Below are 17082 nucleotides of genomic sequence, written 5' to 3' on the forward strand. Positions count from 1 at the left end.
TTAAGTTTGGTTCAGATCGAATAAAGGTTGTGGTATTTCCAGCGTGGCCACATGCCGGTGCTGTTCACCGGACTGATGATTGTCTGCCGCGCTGGCGGTTATCTTCCGTTGATTGTGCGCATTGAAAAGTTCAATCCTCCGCATCAGCATTTGTTCATCACCGTTAACATGCTCTTTCCTGTTTTCCACTATTTGACTGATGGTGCGGTTGCAGCCATTGTCGGATATCTTCACCACCAGAGAATCTGCTTCACCCAGGAATTCAATGTCCAGTTTTCCCTTATGCCCGTTATTGAGGTGCAGTATGCCTTTGTACAGTGCACTTTCCACCAGTGAATGCGTCAGGAAAGGCAGGATGCTGGCCTGGCTGGCTGATGGATGCACGGTGATCTCATAATCGAATTTGTCGAAGAAGCGGCAATGCTCCAGCCAGAGGTATTCGCGCAGGAGACTGGCTTCGTCCTGCACCTGAATGCTGAGCTCATCGCCATAGTTGATCACTTTGCGGAGGAAGGCGGCAAAGCGGCTGATGTATTGCAACGACACTTTTTTATCGCCCCCGGCAATAAAATACTGGATCGAATTGAGCGAGTTGAACAGGAAATGCGGGTTGAGCCTGGCTTGCAGGATCTTCATCTTCAGCAACTGGTTCATTTGTTCTATCTGTTGCTTCTGCTGTTCCAGTTGGGCGTTGAGTTTCTGTCTTGTTCGGAAACGGCTGTAGAGCACAGCACTCATCAGCACGCCCGAGCCGAAAAGGATGATGAGGATATTGCGCAGTGCGCCCTGTTGCTGTACTTCAACAACGGTGTCCATCAGCCTTTTGGTGACGATCTCTTTTTCCAGCGATACGAGGTCCGATGCAGCAGGGCCGTTCATCAACAGGCTGTCTTCAAACACAAGGTCCTTCACTTCCGTGCCGAGATATTTTGCAATGATGGCGCCTGCCTTCATTCTGAAAAGTGGCGAAGAAAAATATTCGTCCATCACAGGCTTCCAGTCCGAGCTGATCGGCATCACGGCCGCAAATCCTTGCCGGTGGCTGCTCAGCACCTGTTGCCGTTTTACACGAATATCTTTTTGTAATGCAACAATGTAAACAGACAATGGCACATAACCGAAACTGTTATTATGGTTGGCAACAGCCTTCATGATCTCGTAATCATCTTTGGCGTAGGAGAGAGGCAGCCTGGGGTAGAAATTGTTGCGCAGCATCATCACATCCTCTTCCATGGTGGTTTGCGGTTGTGTGAATGCGTGCATATCGCGGAGACGTCCGGTGAATTCTTTAGGGCTGGCATACATGGGTTCCAGGTTGTTGGTGACCAGCACATTCACATCCGGCATATAGGGCATGGTGAACTGCACTTCTTTTTTCCTTTCGGGAGTAATGGAATAATAGGACCAGCCGAAGAGCCCGCTGCAATTACTTTCTTTCACCCTGCTGAAAATATTGTGGAAGCTGCCTGCCCGCATCCAGCGGATCTCCAGCCCGATCTTGTATTTCAGTTGCAGGTATGATTTCAGGCTTTCCATGATCTCATATTCCACTCCGGAAAGTTGCCCGGCTTTGTTCATGTAAATGAATGGTTCGATATCGTCCCAGAGCGCAGTGACCGTTCCTTTTTTATTGGCCAGGGTGGTGGCCCAGCTGTCGCACTGACTGGTCTGCTGCGCCCTCAATAACGGTAAGCAGCAGCCTAGCGCAAGCAGGAGACAGAAACCATGAATAAAAGAGATCCTCATTCAAGCGGGGCTTTGCACAAAGATGCCGATTGAAGGAATGAATGTGGCGCCTGACTTTACGGATGAGGCATTTGAGTTAACGGATGAGGAGGCAGGTTTTGTAGCTTATTGTTCAAAAGCCGGCTTTGTCATGCTCCAGAATTCGTCCAGGGCAATGATGCGTGGTTTGAGGAAGGAGATGATTGCGGGCCAGTCAGATTGCCTGAGCACATTTACATTTTCGAGCATCTTGCTGATGGAGCTGGTGGTTTTTCCGAACCAGTCCATTTCATTTTCTTTCCAGGTCCAGTCGTCTTCTTTCAATACTTCCCATAGCATGGGCTGGAGCTGATTGAATTGCTGGTAATGTGATTGTCTGGTTTCAGGATCCTTATGGGAGAGGGAGATGAGGATGATGGCATGATCGCGGTCTGCATCCATTTTGAAGCTGATGCCATTCACGCCGGTCTTGTAATTGAGCCAGGTAACAGGCAGACCATCGGCCGACTGGATGGGCTTCATGTAGCTGCCGAATGCAGCCCAGAAGGATTGTTTGATCTTCGATATTTCTTCTCTCGTATACATGGGTAGCAGAAAGCTGCAAGATACAGCATACAGTGTTCCCATTTTTAGCCTGTTCTTTTTTCCACAATCCGAACAATGGAGAGTATTAGCTTTGTTATACCCTAACAAATCATATCATGAAAAAAATAGTATTGGATTTAGCGGTTACACTGGATGGTTTCATTGAAGGTCCCAATGGCGAGATCGACTGGTGCATTATGGATGATGATATGGACTTCACGGGATTCCTGTCTGGCATCGATACCATATTCTATGGCAGGGTGAGCTACGATGCCTGGGGAAATTACCAGCCGGATGCAAATGCCGGCAAAGCGGAACTGGAATTATGGAAAAATGTACATGCAAAGACAAAGTTCGTTTTTTCCAGGCAGGAGAGGAAGGATGATAAAGCCAGTTTTGTTTCCGGCGATATTGCCGCTATTGTAGATGCCATCAAAAAGGAGGAAGGGAAAGATATCTGGTTGTATGGGGGAGCCGGCCTGATCAAAACTTTCATTGATCTGGGATTGATCGATGTGTACAGGGTTTCCGTACATCCGGTAGCGTTAGGAAGCGGCAAGCCTTTGTTTGAGAACCTGAAGGAGCGGGTGAAGCTGAAACTGATAGATACAAAAGTGTTCAGGTCAGGAGTGGTGCAGCTGATCTATGAAACACTGTAATCAGATAACTAAACTGATAATGCTATGATCAGAGTTTTTATTGCAGGAGCCACCGGATGGGCCGGCTCCGCTTTAAGCAAAGCTGTTGCAGCGAGTGATAAACTGCAATTGGTTGGGGCTTTATCGAGGAAACACAAGGGAGAGGACCTGGCTGCTGTACTGGGGTTGTCTACTGGTGAGATCCCGGTATTTGATCATATAGATACTGCTCTGGCCGCTATCTACTTTGATGTGCTGGTGGATTATACCAGTCCGGAGATCGGGAAGAAGAATATCATGGCAGCATTGGGCAAAGGGAAGAATGTTGTTGTAGGTACTTCCGGACTTTCCAATGATGATTATGCAGAAATAGAGCAGGCAGCCAATAAGAACAATGCCTCTGTACTGGCTGTGGGGAATTTTTCCATAACAGTAGTACTGCTGCAAAAATTTGCTGAAATGGCTGCGAAGTATATATCAGATTTCGAGATCATCGATTATGCACAGGAAGATAAGATAGATAGTCCCAGCGGAACTGCCAGGGAGCTGGCGCACCGGTTGTCAAAAGTACAAAAACCAACTGTTCACGTTCCGGATGAAAAACTTGTTGGTGACAAAGAAAGTCGCGGTGCCAGCCTGGATGGCGTACGTGTACATTCTGTAAGGCTTCCCGGTTTTGTAATTGCGGTTGAAACCATTTTCGGATTGAAGGATGAAAAGCTGACCATCCGGCACGATGCAGGCGCAAGCGCTACGCCTTACGTGAAAGGCGCCCTCCTTGCTATAGAAAAAGTCGGAACCTTCAAGGGACTCCGACGTGGGCTCGATACTGTTATGGATTTTTAATTTGGTTCAACTACACCCTAAAGCTTCCCCTGAATCCTCTCGCCCCATAATATGAATCAGCTCCGTTATGATACACGAAAACAGTATCATATCTTCTGTCACAGAACAAGGCTCCACCAAGCTTCCTGATCTTTGCAGGTGTCTGGATCCAACTGGAGGTTTTAAGATCGAATTCACCCAGTTCCTGCAACTGACGATACTCTTCCTCAGATAATATTTCAATACCAATGGCTTTGGCCATTTCCACGGCGCTATCGTCCGGCTTATGTTGTTTGCGGGCTGCTAGTGCTTCTCCATCGAAACAAATGCTTCTCCTGCCTTTGGGTGTTTCTGCAGAACAATCAAAGAAAATATATTCTCCGGCTTTCTTGTCAAATCCCACCACATCCGGTTCTCCGCCGGTGATCTCCATCTCATTGAGTGTACGCAGGGCTGCCGGGCCCGATTCCAGCTTAGCCTGTACATCGTTCCAGGCGATGCCTTTGTGGCGTTTCATATTCTTATCGAAACGTGCTTTCAATGTTTGCAGCAGTTCCTGTTGTTCTGCTGCGGATAATTTCTTTGTGGTGGATTTGCTCATATCACTGCTTTTTATAGTTAGTTGATAGCAAGAAAAATGGTGCCGGGTTTTAGCGGGCTGCTTTCAATTGTTTCGCTACTTTTTCCAGTTCTGCATGCGCCCAGTTTAGACCCTGCCTGAAAGGAAGCTTCAGCTGGTTTTCGCGGTGCTCAGGAGTTTTGTAAACCACAAACATGGTGAGCTTGCTGTTGTCTTCATCCAGCGCTTCAAAGGTGAAGAATTCCAGTTGTGCATCAAAGCCTTCACTCATCATCTGAAAGGTGCGGACCAGGCGTTCATTCGGTACAAATTCATGGAATACGCCATTGCCCTGGAACAATACATTCCCTTGTGGGTCGGAGGTTTCAAAAGCAAAGCCGCCATGTTGTTTGGCTTCGAATTTCAATACTTTTGTGCCCATCCATTGTGTAATGATCTCAGGATCGGTATGGGCCTGGAACAAAAGGTCAACGGGTATCTCAAATTCCCTGGTGATGGTGAGGTATTGTTTACCTTCTTCAGCGTGTACCTGTGTCTTTCTTTCCATGATTTCTATTTTTTAGTTTTATATTTTTTCATGATCGATTCCAGTTTGTTGAATCGATCATCCCAAAGATTCCGGAAAGGCTCGATAAAATCTGCAATCTCTTTCATCTTTTTAGGGTTTAAATGATAGAATATCTCCCTGCCGTTCTGTTCCTGTTTTACCAGTTCACATTCGGTGAGGATCTGAATATGTTTCGAAATGGTCTGACGGGAGGAGTCGAAATTTTCAGCAATGGCGCCGGGCGTCATGGCGCTTACTGCCAGTAAAGTGATGATGGCCCTGCGGGTGGGGTCGGCAATGGCCTGGAAAACGTCTCTTCTTAATTCCATTTGCAGCTATTTGACTGCAAATATATGCAGTCAAATGATTGCGCAAAGAAAAATTGCAAAAAATATTTTCGAGGAGGGGAAAATCGCCTGGAAGAAGCAGGCCGGGAGGATGGCGATCAATCCTTTTTCAAAGGATGCTGCAGGAAGAGGATCACCAGATTGAGCAGGAGGAAAGGCAGTTCAATGGCTGCACCTTTGAGGTCTTTATCCAGCAGTTGAAAACAGATGATCAGTAAGATCCCGGCGGCCATCAGGAAATTACCCCAAACGAAAGTTTTGGGAAACAGGATCAGCAAGGCTGCAATGATGGTAATGGCGCCATTGATCATTACACCATTCCTGCCAAATCCCCATTTGCTGAACATTTGCAGCATTTCCGGTTTGCCCGAGAACATGGCATATCCCTGTTTGAATCCCATGAAAACGGCAATAAGTATCAGTACTGCGTTGATGATTTTCAGGATCATAGTTGTATCGATTTATCATTTTAAAAAAAAGAAAATGGGAAGCCGGTTAAAGCTTCTCATTTTCTTTCTGCGTATACGAAGTTCTTATCTTGTAGTATAACCTCCGTTTGCGAAAATGGTCTGCCCGGTGATCCACCAGCCATCGGTGACCAGGAACTCCACCAGCGGCGCGATATCCTTTATATCTGTCAGTCCGCCAAGCGCAGACGCTGATTTGTGATAGGCAACGGCATCTTCACTTTCCTGTCCATAAAAGAATGGCGTGTCCATCGGCCCGGGTGCAACTGCCGTTACTGAAATTCCCCTGCTGCCGAATTCCTTGGAAGCTGCCCTGGTGAAATGCTCTACGGGTGCTTTCATCCCTTCGTAAGTAGAGTACAGTCCTGTATAGGCAGCCAGCAGCGAAGTTACGATGGTGCAGATCTTCCCATTATCATTCAGTTTCTTTCCGGCTTCCTGGATGAAGAAGTACGCGGCTTTCGAGTTGATATCGCTCATGCTGTCGTATTCTGCTTCGGTAGTATCTGCAATTGGTTTTTTCAAAACCTTGCCAACTGTGTTGATGGCGATATCAATACCACCAAACCTTGAAGTAGCTGCATCGAAGAGTGTGATGATATTTCCCGGCCTGGTTAGATCGCCCTGGAACAGGAAAGCTTCTGCTCCTGCCGCCTGCACAGCTGCCAACGTTTTTTCCGCATCGGGTTGCGTGCCGGCACTGTTATAATGGATCACCAGTCTGGCTCCTTTTGCTGCAAAATTCCTGCTCAGTAATCCGCCAAGGTTTTTGGCGCCACCTGCAATTAAGACCACTTTCCCGTTTACATTGTTATTTGCCATAGAATCCTTTTTAAGTTGGATACGAAGGTCAATGATGCAAACAGGTTTATTATGGTGAACTTTTCGGATTTTTTACCGGATCACTATTTCTGTTTTTCATTCCTGTATTCACCAGGTGTGAAGCCAGTCCATTTTTTGAAGAACTTTGAAAAATTGGAAGGGTCGTAGGTCAGTTTCATGGCAATCTGAGCAATGGACAGATCGGATGTGGTCAGCAATTCCTGTGCTTTGCTGATGATCTTTGCATCATAAAAATGACAGGGGTGGTGCCCTTTCTCTGTTTTGATGATATCCGTGAGATGTTTGTGTGATATGGTCAGTTCACGGGCAATCCGGTTCAATTCGAAAAAGTCGGACACATCTCCGTTCACAACATCATCAATATGCTGGTCCAGAAAATCGAAATACCTGGTTGCTATTTCAGTGCTTCTTCTGATCTTATTCTTTTCCATAGGCATCATTGATTCGGATGATCAAATTCTACTGTTGCTAATCGTTCAGCCCCTTGCCGGCAAGGATGAGTTTTGTACATTTTTCCACTCTTTCAGCACGGGTTTTGGATTGTTTTGCCGAAGAGAAATAAAGCAGGTATCCTCTCTGGCGGCCGGGCGTCAATGCTTCGAAAGCCTTTTTGAGTGCGGGTTTGCTGTTGAGCTTTTTCTGGAATTCTTCCACAACAGGGTATTCCTCCACCTTTTTCAATTTTACTTTCAATCCGGCCCTTTCCACTTCGATGGCTTCATATACATAGGCTTTTAGTGCGGCTTTCATTCTGGTGATCTGTTTCGCATTGGTGAAACGGATCTGCCGGGCGCTCTGTACATTTTCCGATTGTTGTACCAGGATGCCATTGGGATCATTGAGCAGAGCGCCTTTGAAGAAGAGCAGGGCGCAATATTCCTTGAAACCATGTATCAGTACGATATTCTTGTTCTGGTATGTATAGCAGGCCTGTCCCCATTTCAGTTCTTCGTCGAGCTGGCAATCCAGCAGGATCGCTCTCAGTTGTTCGAATTCATCCTGCCATGCTTCAGCATTGGCGAAGAAATCGTCAGCGGCGGAGATGGTTTTGCTTTTTGCCATAAAGTGGTGTTTTAAAAGGTGGTGATTAAAATTAGTGAAAATGAATGGTATCCCGTTTAGCCGTCTATGTCTTCCGTTAAGCAACAGTCCTCAACCATTAACCGGTGGGAAAGGGAACCAAGGGTCCTGGTTAGCTTTGGTGCAACAATTAAAACAGATTCCATGAAACATATCGGCATTATCGGGGCCGGCATCAGCGGCCTCGCCACAGCAAAAGCGTTCATCGAGAAAGGATACCAGGTTACTGTGCTCGAAAAAGCGGCCAGCGCAGGCGGAGTATGGGAGAAGAGCCGCTCCTATGTTGGTGTGGCAACACAAACCACCAGGGATGAATACGCTTTCTCTGATTATCCGATGCCGGCAGGTTATCCCTTATGGCCTTCGGGAGAACAGGTGCAGGCCTACCTGGAAGGATATGCGAAAAGATTCCGCGTTTTCCCGCATATCTGGTTCAATGTACGGGTGAACGCCCTCAGCTTTCGCGACGGCGCCTGGCATATGCAGTTAACGGACCTGAAAACAGCAGAAGATAAATACATGCGATTCGATTTTGTAGCTATTTGCACAGGTACTTTCCATAAGCCATACATTCCGGCTGTTGCCGGCAGTGAGAGCTTTTTACAGGCTGGAGGAGAGATACTGCATTCAAGCCAGGTGAAGGATGCAAACATCCTGAAAGGAAAAAAAGTTGCAGTAGTCGGCTTTGCGAAATCGGCTACGGATATTGCTACCACGGCGGCCGGCAATGCAGCAGTTTGCACTTTGCTCTATCGCAAAGCGCAGTGGAAAGTGCCGCGTTATTTCGGAAATAAAGTGAATATGCGATTCCTGTTGTTCTCCAGATTGTCGGAGGCTTTCTTCAGCGCACCGCGCAAATCGATCGGGCAAAAGCTCCTGCATTCCATCGGCAGGCCATTGGTATGGGCGCAATGGAGAGGACTGGAAGCATTGCTGAAAATGCAGTTCAAGTTGAAAGCCTGTGGTATGGTGCCGAAACACAGGATCGAAGACCAGATCAGTTGCAGCCTTGGCGTTGCGCCGGAAGGGTTTTATGAGAAAGTGAGATCCGGGCTCATCAATGCGAAACAGACCACCATTGCTAAAATGGAAGGGAAGAACGTGATGCTCAGCAATGGAGAAACGATCCAGCCGGACCTGGTTGTTTTTGGTACAGGCTTTACACAGGAGCTTCCTTTCCTGGAACCTGCCTACAAACAATTCATTATCGGACAGAACGGACAATACCGTTTGTTCAGGAATATCATCAACCCGCAGGTGCCGCAGCTTGGATTTGTGGGATTCAATTCGAGCCTGTTCACCACGCTCACGTCGGAGGTTGCCGCTAACTGGTTGGTTCGTTATGCGGAACAGAAACTGGCATTGCCTTCACAGGAAGCGATGAACAAGGATATGGACCATATGGAAAAATGGAGAAGCGATAGTCGTCCTATTGCTTCGGAGTTCAGCGGAACCTGTATTGCGCCGTTCAATTATCAGCATCTTGATCTGCTGATGCGGGATATGGGATTGAAAAGGAAATTAAGCTTATCGCCCTTTGAATATTTGAAGCCGATCAATCCGAAGGATTATCACCAATTGCTGCGCGGGAAGGGGAACACGATTGTAAAAGAGATGAAAACAGAACCGGAGTATCAGTTCTATTAAATATTGGTGGTGTACTGAGAGAAAAACCAGCGACTGCCGGCAAACTGATCAATTCATTAGCTGCTTTGTTGCAGCGAGAATCGTTTTCAAACTTGTTATTGCCATCGCAGTGCTCATTAGTCTTTTCGTATCTGCATATGTGTTAGTAATCTCATTTGAATGCTGATTTTGTTCAAACTGTACCGGCACCAGCAATACTTCCGCTGAAGCCCAGCTTCCGTCTGTCAACTGCGTATTCAACAGGTATTGAGCAAGGTTTCCCGTTGTATCTGGATCCACACCACAGAGCAATGCGATCTTCAACAACTGCGCCGCTTCAAATGCCGATTGCGGACTATTTGTTTGCATCAGCCACAGTGTTGCATTCTGCCGGATGGCTTCGGGGATGCCGCCGCTGGTCTGTAAAAACTCAAGATTGATGGCAATGGCATAAGCATCGGAATTCCACCAGAATGCTGTCCAGAGCTCATTGCCGGCGGATAGTATACAATGATTACGCATTCGGAATATAAGGCTGGTCAGGGTTGAAGTTTGTTTGGAAGCAGCACTGGCATAACATTTCAGCAATGCCATACCGATCATCGGTTGTACGTCTGCGTGATGGTCTGCCCAGCTGCCGAATCTATCCTGCAATATGAAAGTGCGTGTACTTCCATTCTCATGGATATAATTCTGAAGGATGGCTGCCAGGAATGCGCCGGGCAGCGCCTGTAATGAAGCGAGAGCACGACAAGCCCAGGCGGTGGAATCGCCATCTGTAGCGGTATGCCGGTTATAACCCCATCCTGTGGGGCGTTGCAGGTCAAGTAATGCCTGTATGGCGGCATTCACCATCGGAACGGGAATGGAAGAGGGCTGACTTCCTGTAAGACTGTACAGTACCGTGGCGGTGGTCCAGGCTTCGGAGGAGCCGGGCTCCAGCTGGTAATCGCGCCAGCAGCCATCAACGTCTTGTTGCAAAAGCAGGAACTGCTCGGCCAGTTGTACAGCTTCAGTTACTGCCTGCGGGTTGAAGCGAATGAGGTTTAGCATAAACGGTCAGGTGGTCAATGCCGCCATCCACTCCCAGGCTGATGTATTCCACATCGCATCCGTTGAAACAATGCCGGAGATCAGACAGAAAGGAGGGAAGCTGGCTGTTATCGAAATTGAATTCTTGCACCAGTTGATGTAAAAATGGAATGAATCCTTCGGCTTTGGCGAAACGCTGGCAGGCCACATCGATCTTGGTGCGCGAGATCAGTGGCTGCAATACGCCTTTTTTATCCAGATGAAAGTCATAGCCAAGTGTGATGCTCTGCCGCGCAAATGGACCGAACTGCTCAAGGATAGCATTGCAGAACCAGTGTATATCATCTTTCACCAGCGATGCATCGCCTGAAATACAATCCATGATACTGGTTTCAGAGGGTTCCTGCATACCTGCATACAAACGGATACCCCTGACCGAACCGCTGATCACGATGCCCAGCCCTACGGGTATGGCATGGGGCGAAGTTTGTACGATGAGTTTCTCCAGAACCGGGGCAATGCTATCATCACTGAATTCGGTTAGTACATCGGCCACGCGTTGCCAGCGTTGCAATGTGTTACCATGACGAAGGTTGAGATACATGCGTAATTCGGTATGCGTATCTGCAATGGAAGTGCCGAGCCAGATACCGCCCCACCAGTTTTCCAGTTCTGCGCTGTCGGCAGGGAACACATGATGAATGATCCTGTTCACCTGTTCAGCGGCTTGTTGCCAACCCATGATCTGCAGCAGTTCATCGGCGGCTTTAAGGGAACAACTCACCTGTTGCGGCACGGTAATGCCGGTTCCGCCGGGTTCCACCAGCACGCGGAAAGCCGGTGATTCCTGCTCACGTGTGAGCTTAACCGAAAACACCACCGGCGTTCCGTCTATGCAAATGGAGGCAGCGCGCAGGGGAGTGGTTATGGGCTGGATGTTGAACGTTGGTTCCAGTAACGATTGCCAGAGTTGGTTGTTTTTGGAGGAAAGCCTGCTGCTGCCTTTATAACTTAGATCATTGATCGAAGTTTCTACCAGCGCAATTCTGCGCTGATAGAAACTGTTGAGCGTTGGTTGTATCATGATTATGGTTGTTCAATGATGTCAACTGTAGCGGGGCTGCCGGTTGCTGCGGTAGCTCCGTTGCCTCCTTCTTCGCCGGGATCGCCTGTGCCGCCGCCATCGCCTGAGCTGCTGCCGCTGCCGGGATTACCACCTGGGCCGCCAGGTCCGCCCTGTCCTCTTGCGCCGGGAGCGCCGGGAGGGCCGCCTGCCAGTCCATCCACGGGATCTGCAATCACATTCGGGAAGAGTGCATTGGGATCGTAGAGGATCACGATATGGCCGCCATTTCCACCGCTTCCGGCATTGCCGCCGTTGCCACCGCGTCCTCCACGACCACCTTTGCCGCCATTGCCGCCCTTTCCGTCGCCTGCATGGGGCTCGCAGCCTTTGCCGCTGCCGCCCTGACCGCCGTTGCCTCCATTCTGACCCTGCTGTCCCTGTCCGCCATTGCCGCCATCGCCACCGTTGCCACCGCGACCGCCGCGGAAATTCAGTGTGATGGTGCCCGTGAGGAAAGTACTATCTATCGTCACAACAGCGCCGTGTGAACCATTGCTGCCATGACCTCCATTATTACCGGGATGTCCCTGCGCGCCCTGTCCGCCATGCGCTCCTGCGCCGCCATTGGTGGGCTTTTCATCGCCCCAGGTACTGCACTCCGCATCGCGGCCGCCGGGGCCGTTCGCTGCTGTTGTATTGGGTGCCGGTGGCGCACCAGCGCTGCCGGCAAAGCCGTTAACGCCATCGTTACCCGGACCAGTAAACATTGCCATATAATATGTTTTAAAGTGTTAGTAGTAATGATGATCAAACAGGTACATGCTTTATATGATAAGCATGCAGCTTGGAATTGTTCGCCATTTTGATCTGTCCATCGCCATACACGATCACGTTCACGAAGAACATGGCTGCAAATCCATTGAAGAAAACGGTCTCACCGGGACAAACGATCAGTTCCTGCGCCACGAATGTGGGCAGCTCTCTCGCTTTGCCGATCATATAGTCCACCACCGCTTTGTAAGGCTGACGCTGCATACGCTCTTCCTCCACATAGCCATGGAGCAGGTTATGCGCCATATCGTGCAGTGCGATCCGGCCAGGTGCATCCAGCGATGTGAATTTGAATTTGGCTTCTGCAGGAAGATGCTGCATCTGCACCTTTCTGATATTCGTGCTGGCGCGCATCTTTCTCTCTCTGGCCAGCACTTCATTGGGAGTGCCCACCAGCGCTTTGAGCTTTTGCAGTGAATCACAGGTTACCGGGCGGATGAATTCCCTGATCTCTCCGATATGAGGATCGAAGGTCTGTTTGGGATGAAGGATCACCGGTCCGATCTTTTTCAGTCTGCAGATCAGTGGCATCTGAGGCATCTCTTCCACTCTGTCGAATCCGAAGAGCTTGAGTTTGCCTGCCAGTTTTTTGAGATCGGGCTTCATGATATGCTGCTTGTAATCCTTCACAGGATCAACTTTCACAATATCCGTCCGCCCCCTGACCGGCGCTTTCTTTTTTGCGTTCATGTCTGGGATGTTTATGGTTAAAGAATAAAAATGGTTCCAGAAAAAAATCTGTCGGTGGGTAGGGTGGTGGAGAGGGACCAGTAAAACTGTTGCAATAATCAGAGAGTAGATCGGTATAATTTCCGGTGGTGGAATAAAGGTAGATGCTGTTGCATCATCCACCAAAAAAACGGCATACCCTAAAAGTGTTATAGATAAGAAAGAGCCGCTCTGCACATGGCTTTGAGCGGCTCTTTAAGTAGATGTACCGAATGGTTCCTGTCAATTAAAATCTTCGTTATCAAATTCTTCATCTGAATAAGAAGTAGTATTACCTAAATTCAGCATAGAGCCCATCAGGTCTTTGAATTCGATCTTGTTTTCCACTATTTTTTTGCTGATCAAAGAGAATGCACTGAGTCCGTGCAACACAAACTCCATCAGTAATGCAGCTTCCCTTTCGTTTGCCTGCCTGTAATATTTTTTCACCAGCGCATGCAATCCATCAACTTTGTAAAGCTGCTGAATTTTCTGTTCGTCTTTCAGGTTGAGGAAGAGATCGAGTGCATTTCCTTTATCGAACCATGCCTGGATGCTGCGATAAGGATTCTCTTCCTGCTGCGCCTGGGTTCGTTTCTTCTTCAGCGATTCAGGATTGGGGAAATAGTTCACGAACTGGCTGCGGATAGATTTTTCCAGCAGGTTCATGGCCACCTGGAATGGACCTTCCTGTTCGCCTTCATACACCAGTTCTATTTTTCCTGTAATGCTGGGTACAACGCCTACGAGATCGCTGACCCAAACCTGCGTTTGTTGCTCACCGTTGATAACTGCCCTGCGTTCAGCGGCGCTGATGGCGTTCTCAAGTGCGGAGATGCTGAGGCGGGCGGATACGCCGCTCTTCTTGTCTACCAGCTCACTGCCGCGCGCTTCGAAAGCGATCTGTTCCACCAGGCGTTTCAGCAGATCGCTGATGGCAACGATGGCTGATTGCTCGGGGAGGATATCTGCTTCCTGTTCGGTAATGGCGAGTGCAGTATCGATGTTCTTTGGATAGTGCGTAAGGATCTGGCTTTCGATACGGTCTTTCAGCGGCGTAACGATGGAGCCGCGATTCGTATAGTCCTCCGGGTTAGCAGTGAACACGAACAGGATATCCAGGGGCATGCGGAGCTTGAACCCGCGGATCTGGATATCACCTTCTTCGAGGATATTGAAGAGGGCCACCTGGATACGCGCCTGCAGATCGGGCACTTCATTGATCACGAAGATGCCGCGGTTGCTGCGCGGAATGATGCCATAGTGGATCACCTGTTCATCGGAGAAATTGAGACGCAGATTGGCGGCCTTGATAGGATCGATATCTCCGATCAGATCGGCCACGCTAACGTCTGGTGTGGCGAGCTTTTCACCGTAACGTTCGCTGCGGTGCAGCCAGTGGATGGGCGTTTCATCGCCATAGGTGGCAATCTGGTCGACCGCATAGCGGCTGATCGGGTTGAACGGATCATCGTTGATCTCGCTGCCTGCGATCACAGGAATGTATTCGTCCAGCAGTTCCGTCATCTGGCGGGCCATACGTGTTTTGGCCTGTCCGCGCAAACCGAGGAAGAGCATATTGTGCCGGGAGAGCAATGCCCTTTCCACATCGGGCACAACAGTATCTTCATAACCGATGATCCCTTTGAATGTGTTCTCCTGTTGCTGCAATTTCGCAAGGAGGTTTGTTCTGATCTCGTCTTTCACAGAGCGGGACTTATACCCGCTCGATTTCAATTGTCCGAGAGTAGTAATGCTATTCCCGATCTTTGTTGTATTATTCTTTTTCATTAAAACACAGTCTTTCTTTTACCGCTCTCAAAGTCACGGAAGATAAAGGCACCCAATCTGTCGAGCGATGCAAAGAACGCCTTACCGCTGTTGGTTTCTGTAAATTCCTGTACAAAGCGCTGCAGATACGGATCTGTAGCGATCATGAAAGTGGTGATGGGTATTTTGAGTTTTTTACATTGTGCGGCCAGGTTGAGGCAGCGGCTGGTAATCTTTCTGTCCAGCCCGTAACTGTTCTTGTAGTAGCGTTTTCCACTTTTCAAACAGGTAGGCTTACCGTCTGTGATCATGAAGATCTGCTTGTTGGGGTTCTTCCTTCTGCGAAGCAGGTCCATGGCCAGTTCCAGCCCTGCCACGGTATTGGTGTGATAAGGTCCTACCTGAAGATAGGGAAGGTCTTTTATTTCCACAGGCCATGCGTCGTTACCGAACACAACGATGTCCAGTGTGTCCTTCGGATATTTTGTGGTGATGAGCTCGCTGAGCGCCATGGCCACTTTCTTGGCAGGCGTGATGCGGTCTTCACCGTAGAGGATCATGGAATGGGAGATATCGATCATCAGTACAGTTGAGGTCTGCGCCTTGAAATCCGTTTCGCGTATGGCCAGGTCATCTTCCTGCATATTGAATGCCTCGATGCCGTGGTTGATCTGCGCATTGCGGATACTGGTGGTGAAATCGATCTGCTCCAGCATATCCCCGAACTGAAAGGGCCTTGTTTCAGGATTCTGTTCATCGCCCTGACCGGGTTTGAAAGAATGATGATCGCCTGCCTTTGTTTTTTTGAGTTTGCCGAATATTTCTTCCAGCGAGCGTTTGCGGATGCCCTGTTCTGTTTTTGGGGTGATGGTGATCTCCCCGTTGACGGAATTCTCCTGGATATAGCCTTTGTTGCGAAGATCTTCAATGAAATCGCCCATGCCATACTCATTGTTGGTGAGCTCGTATTCTTTGTCCAGCTGGTTCATCCAGCTGAGGGCTTCGTTAACGTCTCCGTTGGTGTAGGTGAGCAGTTGCATGAATGCGTCCAGCAACTGGTCGAACTTACTTTTCCCGTTCTGATTGGGATCGAATTTATTGAACCTGAATCCTATCACTGCACTAATCATTTAAATGGTTACGATCACTTACCTCAATTTAAGGATATTTTGGGGTATGGGATGAGAATAGTACGAAACGTATCTATCTAATTACAAATCAGCGATGAATTTGTTTGACGGGGTATTATCCGGGCAATTGGAAACGAAATTCAGGCGCCGGGACTGCAAAAAGCGGCAACCGGGTATGGTGGCGGATCAGCAGGCCCTGCATTGGGGTTAATTTCAGGCAAATTGAGACATTAATCAAAAACCTTGAAATGATCATGAAAAAAATCATGTTGTACCTGTTGCTGTTGGTTTCTTCAGGTATGCTCCTCTCATTTTCGTATGTGTATTACCGTTTTAATGAAGTGCTGAAGAGTTTAGATCTTACCGATGAAAGAGCGCAGCGATATGTGCTGGAGAATTTGGAGAGCGGAGGTTTCAGCGCACCTGTAACAGCAGCGGCCATGGCCATTCCCGTGGGTAAGCGGGCGGATATCGTGAACAAACTGGGAGATTATGTGAAAGCATATGTGAACAGTCCTGCATTCAAAAAGCAATACCAGGAGAAAAGGGATGCCTGGAATATCAGGTCCTGGGACGATCTGATAGATGAGCAGATCCAGCAGGAATTGAAAGATATTGAGGAGGACCTGGAAAATGCGCCCTCCGTTATTGCCAATGCCAGCGCTGCCATGAAGCCTGTATATGAAAAAGGGTTGAAGGAAACAAAGGAGCGAAAGGCGGCGCTCATCGATCCCAAACATCCAAAGCATGCGCAATACCGCAGGGAATCGGAAGCAGACCTGATGGAACGGGAAGACAAGCAGGCATTCATGGAAAACTATAAAAATGAAATGGCCGACCTGGAGAAAAAGTTACCGGCAGACTTCAATGTATTGCTGAGAAAACGCCTCCGGGAGTTTTTGCAGGAGACCGCCAATATTCCCTGGGATGCAAAGCTGGAGAAGAAAGGACGTAAGATGGTTTTTACTGATCCGGAGCTGGAGAAAAAGAGCTTTGCCTGGAAGGCCCGTTTCCGTTCCGGGAAGGAAGTGGTAGAGGCTGCGAGGAGCTATGCGCAAAGCTGGCTGAAAGCATTGCCTGCGAAATAAGCTTGTTCATTGAGCAGAGGGTATCTGCCAACGCCTCTTTCACTACTAAACTACGCTTTTACCTGTGCGGTAGTACGCTTTTACTATAGCTGTCTAAGGCATCTCATACACTGGTCAGGCGTACTTTTCAGCAGTATCCAATACGCTCATAACGCTATTTGAATACTTATCTCCTAAAAAGAGGAACGGCCCGC

Annotated in this window: 19 protein-coding genes; 4 read left to right on the plus strand and 15 right to left on the minus strand. The window is 48.6% G+C overall.

Features of this window, described 5'->3' with window-relative positions:
• Positions 1 to 1746, minus strand: coding sequence for a histidine kinase (locus FSB84_RS20360; protein WP_130539722.1), 1746 nt, complete (start codon positions 1744 to 1746; stop codon positions 1 to 3).
• A 105-nt stretch (positions 1747 to 1851) separates the two neighbouring features.
• On the minus strand, positions 1852 to 2352 hold the full coding sequence (locus FSB84_RS20365) for a DUF4268 domain-containing protein (RefSeq protein WP_225979838.1): 501 nt from the start codon (positions 2350 to 2352) through the stop codon (positions 1852 to 1854).
• A 74-nt stretch (positions 2353 to 2426) separates the two neighbouring features.
• On the opposite strand from FSB84_RS20365, the gene FSB84_RS20370 reads away from it, so the two are divergent.
• Complete coding sequence (locus FSB84_RS20370) at positions 2427 to 2969, plus strand: dihydrofolate reductase family protein (RefSeq protein WP_130539723.1); 543 nt, start codon at positions 2427 to 2429, stop codon at positions 2967 to 2969.
• Between the two features lie 24 nt (positions 2970 to 2993).
• On the plus strand, positions 2994 to 3794 hold the full coding sequence (dapB, locus tag FSB84_RS20375; protein ID WP_130539724.1) for a 4-hydroxy-tetrahydrodipicolinate reductase: 801 nt from the start codon (positions 2994 to 2996) through the stop codon (positions 3792 to 3794).
• 10 nt (positions 3795 to 3804) lie between these two features.
• Here dapB and FSB84_RS20380 read toward each other — a convergent pair whose 3' ends face one another.
• The 7 genes from FSB84_RS20380 to FSB84_RS20410 form a co-directional block, all read right to left on the minus strand.
• Entirely contained in the window at positions 3805 to 4374 is a 570-nt protein-coding gene (locus FSB84_RS20380; protein ID WP_130539725.1) for a DUF4256 domain-containing protein, read from the minus strand.
• A 49-nt stretch (positions 4375 to 4423) separates the two neighbouring features.
• A complete protein-coding gene (locus FSB84_RS20385) occupies positions 4424 to 4900 on the minus strand; it encodes an SRPBCC family protein (protein WP_130539726.1) in 477 nt (158 codons plus the stop codon).
• 5 nt (positions 4901 to 4905) lie between these two features.
• Positions 4906 to 5229 (minus strand): ArsR/SmtB family transcription factor, encoded by a 324-nt coding sequence (locus tag FSB84_RS20390; RefSeq protein WP_127127702.1) that lies wholly within the window; start codon positions 5227 to 5229, stop codon positions 4906 to 4908.
• A gap of 116 nt (positions 5230 to 5345) precedes the next feature.
• Positions 5346 to 5696, minus strand: coding sequence for a DoxX family protein (locus FSB84_RS20395; protein ID WP_130539727.1), 351 nt, complete (start codon positions 5694 to 5696; stop codon positions 5346 to 5348).
• Between the two features lie 84 nt (positions 5697 to 5780).
• A complete protein-coding gene (locus tag FSB84_RS20400; protein ID WP_130539728.1) occupies positions 5781 to 6536 on the minus strand; it encodes an SDR family oxidoreductase in 756 nt (251 codons plus the stop codon).
• Between the two features lie 83 nt (positions 6537 to 6619).
• Entirely contained in the window at positions 6620 to 6988 is a 369-nt protein-coding gene (locus FSB84_RS20405) for a helix-turn-helix domain-containing protein (protein ID WP_207234197.1), read from the minus strand.
• 37 nt (positions 6989 to 7025) lie between these two features.
• Positions 7026 to 7619 (minus strand): YdeI/OmpD-associated family protein, encoded by a 594-nt coding sequence (locus tag FSB84_RS20410; RefSeq protein ID WP_130539729.1) that lies wholly within the window; start codon positions 7617 to 7619, stop codon positions 7026 to 7028.
• Positions 7620 to 7781: 162 nt separating this feature from the next.
• On the opposite strand from FSB84_RS20410, the gene FSB84_RS20415 reads away from it, so the two are divergent.
• Positions 7782 to 9284 (plus strand): flavin-containing monooxygenase, encoded by a 1503-nt coding sequence (locus FSB84_RS20415; RefSeq protein ID WP_158644026.1) that lies wholly within the window; start codon positions 7782 to 7784, stop codon positions 9282 to 9284.
• A 48-nt stretch (positions 9285 to 9332) separates the two neighbouring features.
• Here the strand turns inward: FSB84_RS20415 and FSB84_RS20420 are convergent, their stop codons facing one another.
• From FSB84_RS20420 to FSB84_RS20445, 6 genes are all read right to left on the minus strand, one after another.
• Positions 9333 to 10316 (minus strand): prenyltransferase/squalene oxidase repeat-containing protein, encoded by a 984-nt coding sequence (locus tag FSB84_RS20420; RefSeq protein ID WP_130539731.1) that lies wholly within the window; start codon positions 10314 to 10316, stop codon positions 9333 to 9335.
• Positions 10276 to 11379, minus strand: coding sequence for a hypothetical protein (locus tag FSB84_RS20425; RefSeq protein WP_130539732.1), 1104 nt, complete (start codon positions 11377 to 11379; stop codon positions 10276 to 10278). The genes FSB84_RS20420 and FSB84_RS20425 overlap by 41 nt, the downstream gene beginning before the upstream one ends.
• 2 nt (positions 11380 to 11381) lie before the next feature.
• The gene (locus FSB84_RS20430) at positions 11382 to 12134 is read right to left on the minus strand and encodes a hypothetical protein (RefSeq protein ID WP_130539733.1); all 753 of its coding nucleotides are present in this window, start codon (positions 12132 to 12134) and stop codon (positions 11382 to 11384) included.
• A gap of 34 nt (positions 12135 to 12168) precedes the next feature.
• Entirely contained in the window at positions 12169 to 12882 is a 714-nt protein-coding gene (locus tag FSB84_RS20435; protein ID WP_130539734.1) for a hypothetical protein, read from the minus strand.
• 261 nt (positions 12883 to 13143) lie between these two features.
• On the minus strand, positions 13144 to 14691 hold the full coding sequence (locus tag FSB84_RS20440; RefSeq protein WP_130539735.1) for a MoxR family ATPase: 1548 nt from the start codon (positions 14689 to 14691) through the stop codon (positions 13144 to 13146).
• Positions 14691 to 15800, minus strand: a complete 1110-nt coding sequence (locus FSB84_RS20445) for a vWA domain-containing protein (protein ID WP_225979839.1) — start codon at positions 15798 to 15800, stop codon at positions 14691 to 14693. Before FSB84_RS20445 ends, FSB84_RS20440 begins: the two co-directional genes overlap by 1 nt.
• Before the next feature lie 254 nt (positions 15801 to 16054).
• Between FSB84_RS20445 and FSB84_RS20450 the strand changes: the two genes are divergently transcribed.
• Complete coding sequence (locus FSB84_RS20450) at positions 16055 to 16888, plus strand: hypothetical protein (RefSeq protein WP_130539736.1); 834 nt, start codon at positions 16055 to 16057, stop codon at positions 16886 to 16888.
• Positions 16889 to 17082: the final 194 nt, after the last annotated feature.

Origin of the sequence: Pseudobacter ginsenosidimutans, from assembly GCF_007970185.1 — a bacterium.
Lineage (GTDB): Bacteria > Bacteroidota > Bacteroidia > Chitinophagales > Chitinophagaceae > Pseudobacter > Pseudobacter ginsenosidimutans.

What these genes read in the sequence shown, in the direction of transcription:
- FSB84_RS20360 (WP_130539722.1), bottom strand. Translation starts at nt 1,746, where the DNA reads ATGAGGATCTCTTTTATTCATGGTTTCTGTCTCCTGCTTGCGCTAGGC.
- FSB84_RS20365 (WP_225979838.1), bottom strand. Translation starts at nt 2,352, where the DNA reads ATGGGAACACTGTATGCTGTATCTTGCAGCTTTCTGCTACCCATGTAT.
- FSB84_RS20370 (WP_130539723.1), top strand. Translation starts at nt 2,427, where the DNA reads ATGAAAAAAATAGTATTGGATTTAGCGGTTACACTGGATGGTTTCATT.
- dapB (WP_130539724.1), top strand. Translation starts at nt 2,994, where the DNA reads ATGATCAGAGTTTTTATTGCAGGAGCCACCGGATGGGCCGGCTCCGCT.
- FSB84_RS20380 (WP_130539725.1), bottom strand. Translation starts at nt 4,374, where the DNA reads ATGAGCAAATCCACCACAAAGAAATTATCCGCAGCAGAACAACAGGAA.
- FSB84_RS20385 (WP_130539726.1), bottom strand. Translation starts at nt 4,900, where the DNA reads ATGGAAAGAAAGACACAGGTACACGCTGAAGAAGGTAAACAATACCTC.
- FSB84_RS20390 (WP_127127702.1), bottom strand. Translation starts at nt 5,229, where the DNA reads ATGGAATTAAGAAGAGACGTTTTCCAGGCCATTGCCGACCCCACCCGC.
- FSB84_RS20395 (WP_130539727.1), bottom strand. Translation starts at nt 5,696, where the DNA reads ATGATCCTGAAAATCATCAACGCAGTACTGATACTTATTGCCGTTTTC.
- FSB84_RS20400 (WP_130539728.1), bottom strand. Translation starts at nt 6,536, where the DNA reads ATGGCAAATAACAATGTAAACGGGAAAGTGGTCTTAATTGCAGGTGGC.
- FSB84_RS20405 (WP_207234197.1), bottom strand. Translation starts at nt 6,988, where the DNA reads ATGGAAAAGAATAAGATCAGAAGAAGCACTGAAATAGCAACCAGGTAT.
- FSB84_RS20410 (WP_130539729.1), bottom strand. Translation starts at nt 7,619, where the DNA reads ATGGCAAAAAGCAAAACCATCTCCGCCGCTGACGATTTCTTCGCCAAT.
- FSB84_RS20415 (WP_158644026.1), top strand. Translation starts at nt 7,782, where the DNA reads ATGAAACATATCGGCATTATCGGGGCCGGCATCAGCGGCCTCGCCACA.
- FSB84_RS20420 (WP_130539731.1), bottom strand. Translation starts at nt 10,316, where the DNA reads ATGCTAAACCTCATTCGCTTCAACCCGCAGGCAGTAACTGAAGCTGTA.
- FSB84_RS20425 (WP_130539732.1), bottom strand. Translation starts at nt 11,379, where the DNA reads ATGATACAACCAACGCTCAACAGTTTCTATCAGCGCAGAATTGCGCTG.
- FSB84_RS20430 (WP_130539733.1), bottom strand. Translation starts at nt 12,134, where the DNA reads ATGGCAATGTTTACTGGTCCGGGTAACGATGGCGTTAACGGCTTTGCC.
- FSB84_RS20435 (WP_130539734.1), bottom strand. Translation starts at nt 12,882, where the DNA reads ATGAACGCAAAAAAGAAAGCGCCGGTCAGGGGGCGGACGGATATTGTG.
- FSB84_RS20440 (WP_130539735.1), bottom strand. Translation starts at nt 14,691, where the DNA reads ATGAAAAAGAATAATACAACAAAGATCGGGAATAGCATTACTACTCTC.
- FSB84_RS20445 (WP_225979839.1), bottom strand. Translation starts at nt 15,800, where the DNA reads ATGATTAGTGCAGTGATAGGATTCAGGTTCAATAAATTCGATCCCAAT.
- FSB84_RS20450 (WP_130539736.1), top strand. Translation starts at nt 16,055, where the DNA reads ATGAAAAAAATCATGTTGTACCTGTTGCTGTTGGTTTCTTCAGGTATG.